Below are 15,418 nucleotides of genomic sequence, written 5' to 3'. Positions count from 1 at the left end.
ATGCAATCATCGAATATAAAATGTGATCTTCGCTAGCATAATAAGAGCATTTAATTGACACAGTAATACATGGTTCATATTATTTGTAGAAACGTTTCTATTGTAGATGCGATGATTCACAAAGAGAATTCATATGGCCCAAGTCAAACTAAAAAATATTAATAAGGTATATAAGAACGGCTTCCATGCTGTTCATGATGTCTGCCTAGATATTGAAGATGGGGAGTTCATGGTCTTGGTCGGTCCTTCAGGCTGCGCTAAGTCCACGACTTTGAGAATGATGGCTGGTTTGGAAAGTCTCACAAGCGGCGATTTGATTATTGGTGACAAGCGTTGTAACGATGCGCCACCTAAAGATCGTGGTATCGCAATGGTCTTTCAAAACTATGCTCTCTATCCACATATGACGGTGAAAAAAAACTTGGCTTTCGGTTTGGAAACGGCAAGAAAGCCGAAACATGAAATAGAGTCCCGCGTTAAAGAGGCGGCTGATTTATTAGAGATCACGGAATTGTTGGACCGTAAACCGGGCCAATTATCGGGTGGTCAATGCCAAAGGGTCGCATTGGGGCGAGCAATGGTTCGAAAACCAGAGGTATTTCTGTTTGATGAGCCACTATCTAACTTGGATGCCAAGCTACGTGTTTCGATGAGAAGACGTATTTGCCGTTTGCATGATGAACTAAAAAAGAGTGATCGTCCTGCCACCATGGTTTATGTGACCCATGATCAGGTTGAAGCGTTAACAATGGGCGATCGCATTTGTGTCCTTAACAAAGGGCAAATTATGCAAGTTGACACTCCAATGAATGTCTATCACAAACCAAAGAACAAGTTTGTGGCTGAGTTCATTGGTTCCCCTGCGATGAATATGTTAGAAGCCAAATTGGCCCTTCATGATAATACATTGAAATTAAAGATTAAGGATAAGTACTTCACTCTTCCTTACTCGGAACAAAAGATTGAGAAATTACAATCTTGGCAAAACAAAGATCTTTACCTTGGGTTGAGGCCTGAAGATATTTTGGTTGTGGACGGAGACGGTGATCTTCAAGCCTTTGTCACAGATGTAGAAGAAATGGGCTCAGAATCATTCATCCATTTTGATTTGATAGGTAAGCAATTGATTAGTAAGCATACCAACCCATTTTTTTCCATCCAGCGAAATGAAGTTCAAGCCGTTAAGTTAAATCTGGAAAAGTGCCACCTCTTTGATAAAGAGACGGGTGAAAATATCTTGTTGCTCAAATGAGTGATCGTTAAACACAATCATTAAACACGGAAATAGTTTATATGAATTTTTCGCTTTCAACTTCGACTCATACTTTGACTAACGGGCAACTTGAATTGCTTTTCAATGAGCATAATGTTCTACAGTCAATAAATGCCAAAGATGTCATGCTCAACCTTTATGAGCCGACTGAATTTGAAATTGCCCTCTCGAATATTTATCTACGTATCAAACAAGGGGAGGCAATCTCATTTACACCGCTGATGTATTTCAACGAAAATATCCGTACTTTCCGCACCAATGACGGACAAGTGGGCTGGGAAACGACAACCGATACGTTTAAAGCGAGTGTCGTGCTCACCCTTGCGACAGACACCAGTACACTTTTCTATACCGCAAAAGTCACTAACTTAACGTCTTCACCTATAACGTATGATTTGGTGTTTGGCCAAGATCTCGCCCTTGCTGATCGAGGTGCTGTGAAGAGTAATGAGTGCTACGTCAGCCAGTATTTGGACCATCAGATTTTTGATGATAAGGCGACAGGTTATGTTGTCTGTTCTCGTCAGAACTTACCGCAGAGCACAGGTAATCCTTGGGCACAAATAGGTTCATTTTCTACCGTTGTTGGGTTTTCTACAGACGGCTATCAGTTCTTCGGCAAAGACTACCGTTTCGACAGTACGCCAAGTATATTGAGTCAACCCCAGCTTGAAAATGAACGCCTGCAATTTGAAATGGGCTACATAGCACTTCAGACTGAGGATGTAACACTTGCTGCTGGGGATACTAACGGCAGTGTATTTTATCTGCACTTTCGTGAAAACCAGCCAGGTTCGAATGTGTTTGAAGCGAGCGATGTCGCTTCTATCAAGGCAACTTATCCTTCAGTAAGCCATCCTTCAGAAAGCAGTGACGCTGAGACTGATATTGATCTTCCATTTTTTCTATTCAAAGCAGACTCAACCCTAGCGGGTGAAGCGTTATCAGAAGATGAAATCGCAGAATTTTTTGAAGGCCCTCACCGTTTCAAAGAAGTGAAAAAAGGAGAGTTGCTGTCCTTTTTCTATAGCAAAAATCCTAGTGATAGCCGCTATGTCACTATGCCAGCCAAAGAGCGGGTGTTGGAGCGCTCAACTGGCCATATGATTAGCTCGGGGAATAATCAGGACTTCAACAATGAAGTGATGAGCTCGACGCATTGTATCTACGGTGTTTTCAACTCACATGTTGTGTTGGGTAATACCTCTTTCAACAAGCTAATCGGTGTCGATCGTACATCGCTGAACTTATTTAAATTCAGCGGACAGCGGATATGGGTGCTTGATGATGGGGAGTACCGAGTACTGGGCATGCCTTCCGCTTACGAAACAGGTGCCAACCACTCACGTTGGATATACAAATACCATGGCGGTTATATCCAGTTGACCAGCTTTAGCTCGCAGAATACCACGAGTATCCAGCTTGATATCGAACTGATTAATCTGGATCAGCCTCTAGATATCAGTATTTCTAGCCAGTTGGTGATGGGCAATAACGAGAGTGATAGCATTGTTACTGTTGACCGTGAAGGCCGACATATTGTCGTAACTGGCGATAACTCTCTTATTTCAGAAACTTACCCAGCTCTTAAGTACACATGGCTTGCGAGCCCTGAAATCGATGAACTGTCGGTTGTCGAAGAGGGGGGCTCGGTCAAATACCTATTGTTGAAAGGACAAGTTACCAATAAATCGAGTTTGCTGATAACAGGGGCTGTAGACAACACTACACCTGCTAATTTGCAGATGATGGATTTTGAGTTTGAATCTAAATTGTACCAGCGCGCTCAAAACAAGCTGCTGCAAAATTTCAATATTGAGTTTGAAAAGGATAAATACAACTCTGAAAAGCTCAACGATACGATGCAGTGGTTTACTCATAACGCTTTGGTTCACTATTCAACACCACATGGTCTGGAGCAATATTCAGGTGCCGCTTGGGGAACACGAGATGTGTCGCAAGGGCCTTTTGAGTTCTTTATGGCGACGCAACACTTTGATAAAGCGGCAGACTTGATTCGCAATATCTACAGTCATCAGCACGTGGAAACCGGTACATGGCCACAATGGTTCATGTTTGATAAGTACTACAAGATTCAGCAAGAAGACTGCCATGGCGACATTGTCGTATGGCCACTCAAAGCCGTTGCTGATTATCTGACTGCGACGGGCGATCTCGATATCTTGAACGAAAATCTGCCGTATACCTCCATCGAGGCTGGGTTTGATTTCACAGAAGAAAAGGTATCGCTGTTTGCTCATATCCAGCGTCAGCTAAAACATATTATCGACAACTTGATCCCAGGTACCCACTTATCTTGTTACGGTGATGGCGATTGGGATGATACCTTGCAGCCTGCTAATCAGGCGTTGCGTGAAAACATGGTTAGCGGATGGACAATTCCCCTGACTCTGCAGGCGATGAAAACACTGACGTCGGCACTTGCTGAGGAAGAGGCTTACAGTGAGTTTGTGGCGCAAGTAGCCGAGCTGACTGAAAAAATGGAAGCCGACTACCATCGATACCTGGTAAAAGATAATGTGATCGCGGGTTTCGTCCATTTCCCCAATAAAGAGTTGGATAAGGTCGAGTACTTACTGCATCCCTCGGATGTGAAAACCGGTATTCAGCACCGTTTATTACCTGCATCGCGCTCGATTATTTCTGAAACCTTCGACAAGGAAATGGCAGAGTCACATATGGCAACCATTATGGAGAAACTGGTTTTCCCTGATGGTGTTCGACTTATGGAGCGAATGGCCGAATACAACGCGGGTAAACAGAGCTATTTCAAGCGGGCAGAGTTGGCCGCTAACCTTGGTCGTGAAGTGGGTCTGCAATACTGCCACGCCCATATTCGCTTTATTGAAGCACTGTGCAAAATGGGTAAAGCGGACGATGTTTTTGATAACCTGTATAAAATTGTGCCAGTCGGTATTAATAAAGCGGTTCCTAATGCGGATGTAAGGCAAGCCAATGCGTATTTCTCCAGCTCTGACGGTAAGTTTAATGACCGTTATCAGGCCTACGATAACTTCGATAAGTTAAGAACTGGCGAGGTTGAAGTTAAAGGTGGATGGCGCATTTATTCAAGTGGTCCTGGTATTTATATCAATCAGGTCATTAGCAGCGTGTTGGGTATTCGCTACCAAAACCAATCATTGCTACTCGACCCAGTCATTGCTCAATCATTAGGTAAAGTGAAATTGAACTTCAGTTTGTACGGTATGCCTTGTCAGGTTGCTATTCATCCAGAAGAGGGTTGTCACACACCTAAGCGCGTTGTGCTTAACGGTGAAAGTCTACCTTTACAATCTCAATTCAACCCATACCGAACAGGTGGCGTTGTCATCGAAAAAGAAATGGCCATGAGCAAGCTTAATGCTGTTCAAAACACACTTGAAATCTGGTTGTAGCAGTTTGAATGAAACCCTCGGAGTTTGCTTGATTTGTGAAGTGCGCTCCGGGGAACTGTTACTCAGAGGGTGATAAATCCCAGCTTGTGTCTGGATTACAGGCAATGAAGATACAAGCTATTTAGGGAATAGATTGAAAAGGGAGAGCTGATATTGAAACCAACGATTAAGGATGTCGCAAAAGAGGCAAATGTCTCCATTTCGACGGTATCGTACGCAGTCAATAGTAGTGACCGTATTAGCGAGAAGACCCGGCAACATGTTTTAGAAGTTGCTAGAAGACTGAACTATTCAGCGAATAGCAATGCCAAGCAGTTAAGGCAGAGAAATAATGGTGCGATAGGTATTTTCTTCAATTCCTGGTTTGGTCCTATTTACAGTGAGATCGTGAAAGGGGTCGAGAAGAAAGTACAAGAGATGGGCTACGATCTTATCGCTTGTAGCGTATTCGGAGGAGCAGATTCTACCGCGCATCGATACCTGAAAGATAAAATGGTCGATGGGGCGATTATTTTGAGCAATGCGCTGAGTGATGAGTTGCTAAGGAGCACAGCAAGCAAAAGCTTACCCTTTATTTTGCTCGACCGTGAGATAAATGCTCCTCACATTTACAATATACTGATTGATAACTTTGGTGGTGCGTTTTCGGCAACCAAATCACTGATCAAAAGTGGTTGTAATGAGGTTTATTATTTTAGCGGACCAGAAAACTCTTTTGATAACCAAAAGCGACTTGATGGCTATATTGCTGCCTTAGGATTCTACAACATACCTTTTACCCAAAACCTGATAGTTCACTGTGACTTCACCGAAAAAGGTGGTTACCGTGAAATGGTTAAACTCATCAAGCGAGGTTTGAGGCCTAAGGCCATTTTTGCTGGCAATGATGAAATGGCGATTGGTATTTTAAGGGCTGCACGTGAGTATCATATCTCAGTCCCTTCTGAACTTAAAATTATTGGCTTTGATGATATTAGAGAGTCAGAAATGACAACGCCGGCACTAACGACAGTGAGCCACTTGAAATTCAATAAAGGCGAACAAGCAGCTACGATTCTTTTCGATGCAATCAACGGTAAAAGTGATATTGATCCTATCACTATGCTACCGACGACTTTAGTCGAGAGAAAAACGATGTAGTTATTTCAAATAGACGGCAAGTTGTTTTGTAAAAACTAGCGTTTCCCTTTTTCCTGTTTTCAAGGATAGAAAGATGTACAAGTGGTTATTGGTTGTACTCATTACAGTTACGCCATTTGTTCAAGCGAAAGAAAAGCTTGAATTTATGGTTTCCTCTGGCGATCAAATTGAATTTGTTAATAAAGTAATTAAGCCAGATTTCGAAAAGCGATATCCAGACGTAGAGTTGGTGTTAACGAACGACAGTAACTTAGAAACTCGGATGGCTGCCGGCGACTATCCCAACGTTTATGCTGGAGTATTTGGCTATATGGTTGCGCGGTATGCCGAATTGGGTCGTTTGACGTATCTCGATCGATTCGATGGTTTCGATGAGATGAATTCTCGCATCGCACCGCAATTTATGAGCAAGAATTTTGGCCGTCATTATTATATCCCGTGGCATGCCACGACCCAGATGATGATATATAACAAAGACTTGTTTAGAAAGGCAGGGCTGGATCCTGACACACCGCCAGAAACATGGGACGAGCTTTTGTATGCGGCCAAGAAAATCAATGAATTGCCACCACAGGAAAATGGCGCAAAAGTACATGGTGTAGCCTTGTGGAATGATGCGTTAGCGGGTGGTAGTTGGTATTGGAATATGCTGTCGCAGATCTATTACAACTTCAATGGTGGTCAATATCAGTTGCTGAATAAATACGGTACTCACCCAATCTTTGATAAAAAAGAAGCCGGGATGGTTGATTTCCTCAACACCATGAAAGAAGTGCAACAGTATGCGCCGTTAACCATGGAGCAAAATTTCTTTTCTCGAACCATTGGGATGTGGCCTCAGTACGGTATTGCATGGCGAGTGAACTTGCAGGACGCAGCGGGTCATCCGATGGAGATTGGTAAGGATGTGGGTATTGCCCCTATTCCAACCCAGCACAAAGGTGACACTCACTATTCGAACCTTGATGGTCGGGCCTTGATGGTCTTTAAAAATACCCGTCATATCGAGAAGCGCAGTTGGCAGCTGATTGAAATGCTAATGGAAGATGATTACAACTTGAAAGCCAATATGGCACTACAAAATTTGCCAACATTGAAATCATTGCAGGATGACCCTTATTTCCAAACACCGGATGTCAAACCGTTTGTTGATCAATTACAACACGCGGTAATGAATGAGTCTTCTGTACATGTTGGAGAGGTGTCTAACATCATATTGAAATACTACTCAAAGGTTGTGGTGATGAATGAGCTGTCCGCAGAAGATGCAGTGACTCAAGCTAGCAAAGAAGCAAAATTCGTTTTACGGCATTAATAGTGAGCTCGTTAACTTTTTTATGGTTTAGCAAGTTCGCTTCGAATTGATTTTATTTACATGGGACGTTTTATCATGAACTTTAAACGCCACTGGATATCCTATGTGTTCATCACACCTTGGGTCCTTTACTTTGCTATTTTCATGCTTTATCCATTCTTCTTGTCATTTGAAAATAGCTTTCTCGATATCAATATATTGAACCCTGAAAATACCAAATTTGTCGGGGCAGGAAACTGGATTAACGTCGCAGCTGATTTTAGGTTTTGGCAATCGATTCTTAATGTGTTTTTTAACCAGATTATTTTCATTACTCTCAGTTTTGTGATCTCTTTAGGTGCTGCGCTCATGCTTAATGAAATCACTGTTTTATCGAGCTTATTCCGAACGATCTTGTTTATCCCAGTGGTCACTTCGGTAACGGTAGCCATGTTGATTTTTGACTTTCTGGCAGGTCCTACAGGGCCAATACAGAATGCCATGATGGGCATGGATATATTGAATGAACCGGTTTTTTGGAAGTTTGAACAATGGCTGCCAATGCCAGTTATCGCGGTATTCAGTTCCTGGAAATGGTTCGGGGTACAAATGATTATTTTCCTCGGCGGTATTGCCAGCATCAACAAATCCTTGTTTGAGGCTGCAGAAATTGATGGGGCAAGCTGGTGGCGAAAAGTGTCGCGGATCACCTTGCCACTGTTGAAGCCACAAATTGTCTTTGTGTTAACGATCAATGTGATCAACGGGTTGCAAATGTTTACCGAGGTCTTTATGAATTTTGACCTTCAGGGCGGCCCACATCATGCGGCACTGACCCCGGTATTGTATCTGTATCAGATAGGCTTTGAGCAAATGAAAATGGGCCAAGCGTCAACGGCCGGCCTTTTGTTAGCAATGGTTATTTTTGTGCTTACAACACTTCAATTAAAACTTACCAATGGCGGAGATAAAGAATGATCAGCTCCAAAAAGAATCAGTGGTTAATTTATTTGGGTTTGATTGCTGCCAGTTTTATCGTGTTATACCCGTTTTTCTTCATGATTATTAACTCTTTCAAGTCTGGGGCTGAAATTATGCATACCCCGAATGCATTGCCGAAAGAGTGGTCGTGGAAAGGGTATATCGATGTCTTCGAAAGTACGAACTTATTGCGTATTTTCTTCAATACTATCTTTGTTTCTGTGTCAGTGATGGTATTGAACTGCCTGTTGTCGGCCATGGTCGCTTTTGCCATTGCCAAAACGAAAATGCCGGGGCGTGATGTCTGGCTAAGGTTGATTCTTTCATCAATGATGGTGCCTGCCATCCTGTTTACCATTCCTGTTTATATGATGATGTACGATTGGGGATGGGTGAATACCTACAGGGTACTGATCATCCCTGGGGCGATCAGTGCTTATAACATTTTCTTGCTCTATCAGTTCATGACTCAAGTTGACGAGGCATATTTGGAGGCTGCCAGAATTGACGGGGCAAGTGAGTTCAGGATCTTCTTTAAAGTCGTATTGCCTATGATGCGACCAGCAATGGCAACGGTTGGTATTTTGACCTTCATGGGGGCCTGGAATGACTTTATGGGGCCGCTTCTATATATCCGTGACGACTCGATGCTGACGTTACAAATGGCGCTGTTTAAGTTTCAGCAAGATATCCCAGCCGGTAACTTAGAACAGGTGTGGGCAATGACCACAATGATTGCAGTTCCTGTCGTGTTTGCTTTCTTCTTCATGCAGAAAAACTTTATCAAAGCATTTACCGGGGTAGGGGTGAAGTAATGGATATGGCCAAAAAGTTGTCTTTCTTAGTGGCATTTCTTGCTTTTACGTATGTGATGGCGTGGGTAAAGGCATATAACCAGTCAAGTGAATACTTTGAGTACGCACGTCAGCAACGTGATAATGGCAATTTGACTTATGCCCTGAAAGGTATGAATAAACTTGAGCTTAGAATCGAAGAAAAGTACCTCGGAGGGTACCAACAGGTAATTGAAACTTGGGAGTCCAGCATAATTGGTCCTCGACCTGATTTCTACGACCTTGCGGTTAAAGAAGCCGATGAGATAATTCCACAGTTGTCTGAGCAGGAGCTGGAGTCATTTATCGAAATCTATGTTCAACTCGATACTCGATATGTTCCTGAAGCTGCGAAGGAATTACTAAAAAAATCAGAGCACGCAGGTAACATCAATATGGCCAAGGAAATGTACGAATTCTTACACGAAGCGTTTCCAGAACAAGCTTACCAAAGTTGATCGGTAAGGTACCAAAAAGCTAAACAAATTAAACCTGATGCCGTCTCTGCTTGTAATTGATTGAGCGGCATTTCTGGTTTCCATTTATAGTTCAGGAAATATTGAAGTTGAAAACAAGAAAAATTCGCCAAAGACGTAGTAGCCTGATTTTCCGTTGGACATCCTCCCAGCCCCAATACTGGAAACATGGCCCACATAAAGTCACTAAGGTAAACAAGCACAGGCGCAAGATACTTCAGTGATCAGATTTGCAAGGAGGAGGCTTTGAAAAAGCAAATCAATAAAACTAACTGTTACGCCTTATCACAAATAGGATATTGAAATGAAATACGTTAGAAGCCTCCTTAAAAAAGGCCTCAGTAAAGTAGAGGTATTTCAACGAGGTGTTTATTCTGGCTTGAGTAAACGACAAGTATCTAGGTACTTATCCCTTTTCCCTGATCCAGAGCAATCTGAGAAGTATCATACAGCTAATCTGACCTTCATTATTTTATATTCAATCGTTGTAATGTTAGCGACAATTGGGTCTGTATTTGAGGTCAGTTATGAGTTTTTAAATCAATATACAGCCATACTGTTTTTCTGCTCATTGCTTTTTGATGGGTTTATCCTTTATGGTCTCTATAAGAAAAACGCACTCTCATATTTAATCGTTGCATTTTTATGTTTTAAAGGGAGTATCAACTGCCTGAAAGATTTTGATATGAATATGATTGGAGCGTGGATAGGGTTGAGTATTGATGTTTCTCTTTTTATCTATGCAATGTCTTTGAAGATATGGTTATTTCCTTATCAGAATTTATTCCACTCAAAGCGATACCAGGAAGGTGTCTACTGCTTTACAGGAAGTGAAGCAGAACAAAATGAACAGAGTTAAAAAATAAAATAACAAACAGCAAGTAAAACAGGAACCATTATGAAAAAAACAATATTGCAAACATTGACCATATCCATTTTATTCTCGGGTTGTGCGATGGAGCCAACGTTAAGCAAAGAGGAAATGAAGGTAGTCTCACAGCATTTAAAAACCAAAGGCGCTGTAGAAAGCTATATGGTGAATTATGTTGATGGCGACTTTCATAAAGCATGGGCTCGTACGAAAGCAGGCAGCTGGGCGTGGGCGGTAAATCGATACACCCAAGAAGATGCTATTGATCACGCACTTCAATCATGCCGAAGTGTCAATCTAAAATATGAAAAGGTGTTTCCGTGTAAAATCATTAACCTTGATGGGGAGTGGGTAGAAAAGTGATGCAGCTTCAATTAACTACTGCATCACTGCTTATAACGTTTCATGATTTATTCTTTAATAAAACCAAGAGAAACAAGAAACTGATCCGTTGCCTGTAAGGTCTCATTGTATTTTTTGACATTAAAGAACCCATGAGGCTGGTTAGGGTAAAGATGTAGCTCACAGCGGCCGCTTTGCTCTTCCACCTTGGCTTTAAACTTCTTTGCTGTGGATACAGGGATCAGTTTATCCTTTGTGCCAAGAAACAAAATGGTAGGCGGCATGTTGTCGCTAATATTGTGTATTGGCGAAAAGTCCTGCCAATAGTCTTTGACTCGATTAAAACCATAACCATTTGGCCCATTGTCTATTACAGGGTTGAACAACACGAGTGCATTGGGACGGGCACTGATTTTGACATCATCAGCTGCCTCGTTGAACCCACTGGACGTCGCAGTTGCTGCGGCAAGTTGGCCTCCGGCAGAAGCGCCAGCAGCGACAATTTTGTTCGGATCTATCCCTAAGTCGTCGGAATGTGCTCTTACCCAACGTATGGCCGATTTAGCATCTCTGAGAGCCTCTTTTGGTGATGTACCATGCGTATTCTTTATCCTATATTCGGCGGACATTGCGACCATACCTCGTTTGGCAAGGTACTGACTTTGCTTGTAGAACTGTTTGGGCTTACCGCCAATCCAGCCACCTCCAAAGAAAAAGACAATGGCAGGCTTATTCTCTGAAGCTAGGTGTTTTTGTGGTGTGAAAATGTGTAGGTTTAATGAATGTCCATCCACTTCTTTATAAGTCATGATGCTATCTGGCTTTGTTGCGGCACAGAGCGAAAATGACAACAGACATAACACTGAAATCAAGAGTAATTTTATTTTCATATTCATCCATAAATCATGAAGGCACAAATAAAATAGGTGCTGGCTTGTTAAGGCTTAAAGCATAATTTGATATTGGCACTTTGAGCATTTCCAAATTGATCGGTATACCACTTTTTGCCACCAGTTTCTTTTTTGACGTAATAATTGCGAACCACACATCTCACACATAGTGTTCTCCTTTGTTAAATTAACAAGAGATATCTAAGATCTGTTTTCGATAGAAAAAAGCCAGAGCTTATTAACTCTGGCTTGATTAAGTCACTTTAATTAATACTGTTTACCACGGAAGACCGTTTTATGCGGGAACTTCTTCTTGTTCCATCCCCATTTGGCCGGTTCATTTTTAGCCTGCCACTGTTTGAACTCTTTCATCAAACGTTCGACTTGCTCAGGGTGCTTGTCAGCAAGGTTGTTGGACTCACTGATATCTTCGCTGATCTTAAATAGCTGGATCTCTGTTTTTCGAGGTGTGATATTTGGCATAACAAGCTTCCACTCATCATCACGAATCGCCGCTTTGATCACTCTATCCCAATATAGGAAGCGATTATCTAGCTTCTCTGATTGGCCTGTTAGGCGTGGCATGATATCAACACCGTCGAGATCCCAGTCAGAAGTATCAGCACCAGCTGCTTTGAGTACAGTAGGTAGGATATCGAGTGAGATCACAGGATCATCAATGCTTTGCCCGGCTGGAATTTTCCCTTCCCATGTGACGGTGAAAGGTACGCGGATGCCGCCATCCCATAGTTCGTTTTTCTGACCACGCAATGGATGGTTATATGAGGCATTGCCTTTTGGTTTACCGCCATTGTCAGACAAGAAGATAATAATAGTATCTTCCATCAACTCATGCTCTTTGAGTTTGTTGATGATATTACCGACGTTCTTATCCATGTTGTAGTTCATCGCTACCGACAAACGACGCTTAGGATCTTTAATATGTTTGAAACGCTCGATATCATCATCTAGAGCCTGTAGCGGGCCGTGAATAGCGTTGAACGGAACATAAAGGAAAAACGGCTCGTTTTTATGGCTTTCGATAAAACTGACAGCCTCGTTACCAAAGCGATCAGTGAGGTAGTCATCAAAAGGCGGCACTAATTGATCATTATGGTAGATAGATGAGTTTGGTTTTTCTTCGGCGTTTTTATCATTGATAGGACCGACGAAGTAATTGGCGGCACCATTGTTGAATCCAAAGAATTCGTCAAACCCGCGGTTATGTGGCCAGTATTCTTTAGGGTCGCCATCATGGTACTTACCAATCATTGCCGTGGTATAGCCTATGTCCTGGAAGCGATTACCAATAGTCGGGATATCAAGCGGTAAGCCTTGCACGATACCTTCTTCACGAACATAAGGCGCGGTATTGTCGTGGTAGCCGAAACTCTCTTGGTATCGTCCCGAGAGCATACCGGCGCGAGAAGGGCCGCATACCGGTGCGGTAACATAGCCGGTAGTAAGAATGGCACCGGCTTTTGCCAGTTTATCCAAATTAGGTGTAACCACATCTTTGCTGCTGTTTTGGAAGCCAGTGTCTGCATACCCAAGGTCATCAGCAAACAGTAGAACGACATTAGGTGCGCGATGGCCATCAACCATAGGCATGGGTTTCGAGTCGGCTAAAGCGGGTTGGCTTAGGCACAGCGCTGTGCTGAGTGCGCTTGCGAGGGCGCATTTTTTTAGCGATGGAAGAGTCATAATATTCCTTTAACTCACATTTGAAAAAGCCAACCCAAATGATGAGTTGGCTTTGAGAACGAATGACTATTGAGTATTACTCTGCTGGAACTTCAGGTTCAGGTGCTTCTGATTCATCGGTTGGCATCACAAGTTTGATATCGGCAAGGCCATACCGGAATTTATCAAGCTGCGAATAATCAGCATTACCTTCGCTGTCTGTTTGCTGGATATGTGTTACCAGCTTCTGTACGTATTGAATGCTATTTAGACTCACTGCACCTGTATCAGCTTTAGTGAAGAAGTCCTTGATTGGAATTTCAATATCAAGGATTTTCCCTTTTTCATAATTAACTTGCGTTAGGTTATAAGATACAAGCTCTGATTGAGGGTAGCCCCCAGTTGCAACATCAGTTGTTTTGCTATCAGGAGTATCAAACTGTAGAACTAGGAAAGTGTCGTCACCTGGTGGTAAATCAATACTGGCCGAAGGCATGATAAATTGTATCTGCAAAGTACCACCCATGTATCGGCTGATGTCCAGACGCTCCTTTGACATGTCTTTAAGATTTGCTGCTTTGTCAATTGAGAAGGTCAGGACACTACGTTTTGTTGGATCAAAAGCCCCTGTCGCTGCTTCGCTATCATAACCAATACCAACAAAACGGGTTGCACCTTCCGCATTGCCATTAGGTGTCGGGTTTATAGTTTGACCACGAGTACGAAGGATTTCTGTTGCTAGACCTTGCTCAACCCAGCCATCAGTAGTTTTGATACTTTCAGTAATTAAAGAGCTCTCACCGACAATGATATTGCTGTTATTGTTGTTGAGGCACCCCTGGACATTGTTTGAAGCTGGTTGGTCAGTGACAGAATTAGCAATAATACGTGCGTTACTGAACTCGTATTCAATAGGGCCTGATGACTCAAGAGTCATTGCCATGTCGACTTTACCAATCTCTAATCCTGCGTCTTCGAAACAGCGTAAAGGAACACGAATTAACTGTGATTGATCAGCCCCGATAGAGGCAGAAACCGCACTTGTTACATCAATGGTGGCTTTATTTTCACCTGAAGCCATGCTAAGGGTGACAGTATTTTTTTCATCTTGAGCATTCAGTACATCAAAGCTGTTTGTAATTACTCTAAATTGTAATGTGCCGTTTTGATTATCGTTACCGTTGGCTGTATTCAGGTCATAGGCTTTGTCGTCAGAAGAAAAAACAATGGATGCTTTATCGTCGGCAACCGTCACAGTTAGCGGGTCTTTAACAGAGGATTCGCCTTTTAAACTAATGTTACCGTGATTAATGTCGTTGTCGCCACTGATAGCTAGCGGATTGCCATCCTTGTCATAAACATACATTACGTAAGGGCTGGTATCTTCTTTATCTGGGTCTTGATAATACAGAGTGACTTCACGAGGTAGCTTCAAGTCATCTCCGTCACCGCCGTTATCACCGCCGTTATCGCCGCCGTTATCGCCGCCGTTATCGCCGCCGTTATCACCGCCGCCGTCTGGTGGTGTAACTTCGCCGCTATTACCGCTACTATCAGAATCTTTTGCGTCTTCAACACAGCCAGACAGACCAATAATTGCTGCAATGATTAGCGCCAAGTGCTTCTTTTTAATTTCCATTTTCTACCTCCTGTTAAATTGGTATGGGCGTTTTATTTGCCAGCTTTTGCTTGGCGCCACTCTTTTAGTTCTTGCTTGGTAATAATTTGGAAAAGCTCACCTTGATAACTTTTCATTGCTGTTTTGCGAGCTTGTTTGAATTCGCTGGTGCCACGACCGTGTTTGGCAACCGCTTCACGGTTACTTAGTGTGAGCTCTTTTTTTAACTCAGTGATTGTCTTTGCCTCTGCTGGGCTTAAGTCCATGAAATCTGTCATAGAACTCACTTCATTCTCAATCCGTTTTATATCCTTTTCATTTAACTCGGCCGCAAAGCTAGAGGAAGCAGAAATAATGCTAAAGATGGTAATAATTGAAAGAAGAAATCTTTTCACACTGAAATCCTTTTATTTTCCGGAGTAATTGAAACGTTTCTATGTTTTGTTGAGTGAAACATACTCCAGATAATAGGGGGATACAACATGGCAAAGCTCAAAACTGTGACTAATGAACACATTTTATTACATGGTGTGACCCAAATCAGGTTATGTGCTGGTGAGATAGGGAGGAGCCGCGAGTCCAGTGAACATAGGGAATTAGC

General features: G+C 42.6%; 13 protein-coding genes. 9 read left to right on the top strand and 4 right to left on the bottom strand.

The features are described 5' to 3' along the window. Nucleotides 1-133: 133 nt before the first annotated feature. From ACXAD4_RS20680 to ACXAD4_RS20640, 9 genes are all read left to right on the top strand, one after another. Nucleotides 134-1,252, top strand: a complete 1,119-nt coding sequence (locus ACXAD4_RS20680) for an ABC transporter ATP-binding protein (protein WP_475243817.1) — start codon at nucleotides 134-136, stop codon at nucleotides 1,250-1,252. 41 nt (nucleotides 1,253-1,293) lie between these two features. Continuing rightward, the gene (locus tag ACXAD4_RS20675; RefSeq protein ID WP_475243815.1) at nucleotides 1,294-4,689 is read left to right on the top strand and encodes a GH36-type glycosyl hydrolase domain-containing protein; all 3,396 of its coding nucleotides are present in this window, start codon (nucleotides 1,294-1,296) and stop codon (nucleotides 4,687-4,689) included. Nucleotides 4,690-4,842: 153 nt separating this feature from the next. Continuing rightward, nucleotides 4,843-5,829 carry a LacI family DNA-binding transcriptional regulator gene (locus ACXAD4_RS20670; RefSeq protein ID WP_475243813.1) on the top strand — a complete coding sequence of 329 codons (987 nt, stop codon included), beginning with the start codon at nucleotides 4,843-4,845 and terminating at the stop codon, nucleotides 5,827-5,829. A gap of 73 nt (nucleotides 5,830-5,902) precedes the next feature. After that, the gene (locus ACXAD4_RS20665) at nucleotides 5,903-7,144 is read left to right on the top strand and encodes an extracellular solute-binding protein (protein WP_475243812.1); all 1,242 of its coding nucleotides are present in this window, start codon (nucleotides 5,903-5,905) and stop codon (nucleotides 7,142-7,144) included. Nucleotides 7,145-7,219: 75 nt separating this feature from the next. Next, a complete protein-coding gene (locus tag ACXAD4_RS20660; RefSeq protein ID WP_475243810.1) occupies nucleotides 7,220-8,101 on the top strand; it encodes a carbohydrate ABC transporter permease in 882 nt (293 codons plus the stop codon). Continuing rightward, entirely contained in the window at nucleotides 8,098-8,919 is an 822-nt protein-coding gene (locus tag ACXAD4_RS20655; protein WP_475243809.1) for a carbohydrate ABC transporter permease, read from the top strand. Before ACXAD4_RS20660 ends, ACXAD4_RS20655 begins: the two co-directional genes overlap by 4 nt. Beyond that, nucleotides 8,919-9,395: a hypothetical protein gene (locus ACXAD4_RS20650; protein WP_475243808.1), complete on the top strand. Its 477-nt coding sequence runs from the start codon at nucleotides 8,919-8,921 to the stop codon at nucleotides 9,393-9,395. The genes ACXAD4_RS20655 and ACXAD4_RS20650 overlap by 1 nt, the downstream gene beginning before the upstream one ends. Before the next feature lie 322 nt (nucleotides 9,396-9,717). Further along, nucleotides 9,718-10,272 carry a hypothetical protein gene (locus ACXAD4_RS20645; protein WP_475243806.1) on the top strand — a complete coding sequence of 185 codons (555 nt, stop codon included), beginning with the start codon at nucleotides 9,718-9,720 and terminating at the stop codon, nucleotides 10,270-10,272. 39 nt (nucleotides 10,273-10,311) lie between these two features. After that, on the top strand, nucleotides 10,312-10,647 hold the full coding sequence (locus ACXAD4_RS20640) for a hypothetical protein (protein ID WP_475243805.1): 336 nt from the start codon (nucleotides 10,312-10,314) through the stop codon (nucleotides 10,645-10,647). 47 nt (nucleotides 10,648-10,694) lie between these two features. Here ACXAD4_RS20640 and ACXAD4_RS20635 read toward each other — a convergent pair whose 3' ends face one another. From ACXAD4_RS20635 to ACXAD4_RS20620, 4 genes are all read right to left on the bottom strand, one after another. Next, nucleotides 10,695-11,516: an alpha/beta hydrolase gene (locus ACXAD4_RS20635; protein WP_475243803.1), complete on the bottom strand. Its 822-nt coding sequence runs from the start codon at nucleotides 11,514-11,516 to the stop codon at nucleotides 10,695-10,697. A gap of 267 nt (nucleotides 11,517-11,783) precedes the next feature. Then, nucleotides 11,784-13,220 (bottom strand): sulfatase-like hydrolase/transferase, encoded by a 1,437-nt coding sequence (locus ACXAD4_RS20630; protein WP_475243801.1) that lies wholly within the window; start codon nucleotides 13,218-13,220, stop codon nucleotides 11,784-11,786. A 76-nt stretch (nucleotides 13,221-13,296) separates the two neighbouring features. Next, nucleotides 13,297-14,838: a putative glycoside hydrolase gene (locus tag ACXAD4_RS20625; protein WP_475243800.1), complete on the bottom strand. Its 1,542-nt coding sequence runs from the start codon at nucleotides 14,836-14,838 to the stop codon at nucleotides 13,297-13,299. A 32-nt stretch (nucleotides 14,839-14,870) separates the two neighbouring features. Beyond that, nucleotides 14,871-15,212 (bottom strand): hypothetical protein, encoded by a 342-nt coding sequence (locus ACXAD4_RS20620; RefSeq protein WP_475243799.1) that lies wholly within the window; start codon nucleotides 15,210-15,212, stop codon nucleotides 14,871-14,873. Nucleotides 15,213-15,418 lie beyond the last annotated feature (206 nt).

It is taken from the genome of Photobacterium sp. AWH4_225, assembly GCF_056158405.1.
Note: the sequence above shows the minus strand (reverse complement) of the source record. Positions and strands in the feature narration are given on the sequence as shown.

Bases quoted from the DNA above. Each gene is read 5' to 3' on its own strand.
- ACXAD4_RS20680 (WP_475243817.1), top strand. From the start codon at position 134: ATGGCCCAAGTCAAACTAAAAAATATTAATAAGGTATATAAGAACGGC.
- ACXAD4_RS20675 (WP_475243815.1), top strand. From the start codon at position 1,294: ATGAATTTTTCGCTTTCAACTTCGACTCATACTTTGACTAACGGGCAA.
- ACXAD4_RS20665 (WP_475243812.1), top strand. From the start codon at position 5,903: ATGTACAAGTGGTTATTGGTTGTACTCATTACAGTTACGCCATTTGTT.
- ACXAD4_RS20660 (WP_475243810.1), top strand. From the start codon at position 7,220: ATGAACTTTAAACGCCACTGGATATCCTATGTGTTCATCACACCTTGG.
- ACXAD4_RS20655 (WP_475243809.1), top strand. From the start codon at position 8,098: ATGATCAGCTCCAAAAAGAATCAGTGGTTAATTTATTTGGGTTTGATT.
- ACXAD4_RS20650 (WP_475243808.1), top strand. From the start codon at position 8,919: ATGGATATGGCCAAAAAGTTGTCTTTCTTAGTGGCATTTCTTGCTTTT.
- ACXAD4_RS20645 (WP_475243806.1), top strand. From the start codon at position 9,718: ATGAAATACGTTAGAAGCCTCCTTAAAAAAGGCCTCAGTAAAGTAGAG.
- ACXAD4_RS20640 (WP_475243805.1), top strand. From the start codon at position 10,312: ATGAAAAAAACAATATTGCAAACATTGACCATATCCATTTTATTCTCG.
- ACXAD4_RS20635 (WP_475243803.1), bottom strand. From the start codon at position 11,516: ATGAAAATAAAATTACTCTTGATTTCAGTGTTATGTCTGTTGTCATTT.
- ACXAD4_RS20630 (WP_475243801.1), bottom strand. From the start codon at position 13,220: ATGACTCTTCCATCGCTAAAAAAATGCGCCCTCGCAAGCGCACTCAGC.
- ACXAD4_RS20625 (WP_475243800.1), bottom strand. From the start codon at position 14,838: ATGGAAATTAAAAAGAAGCACTTGGCGCTAATCATTGCAGCAATTATT.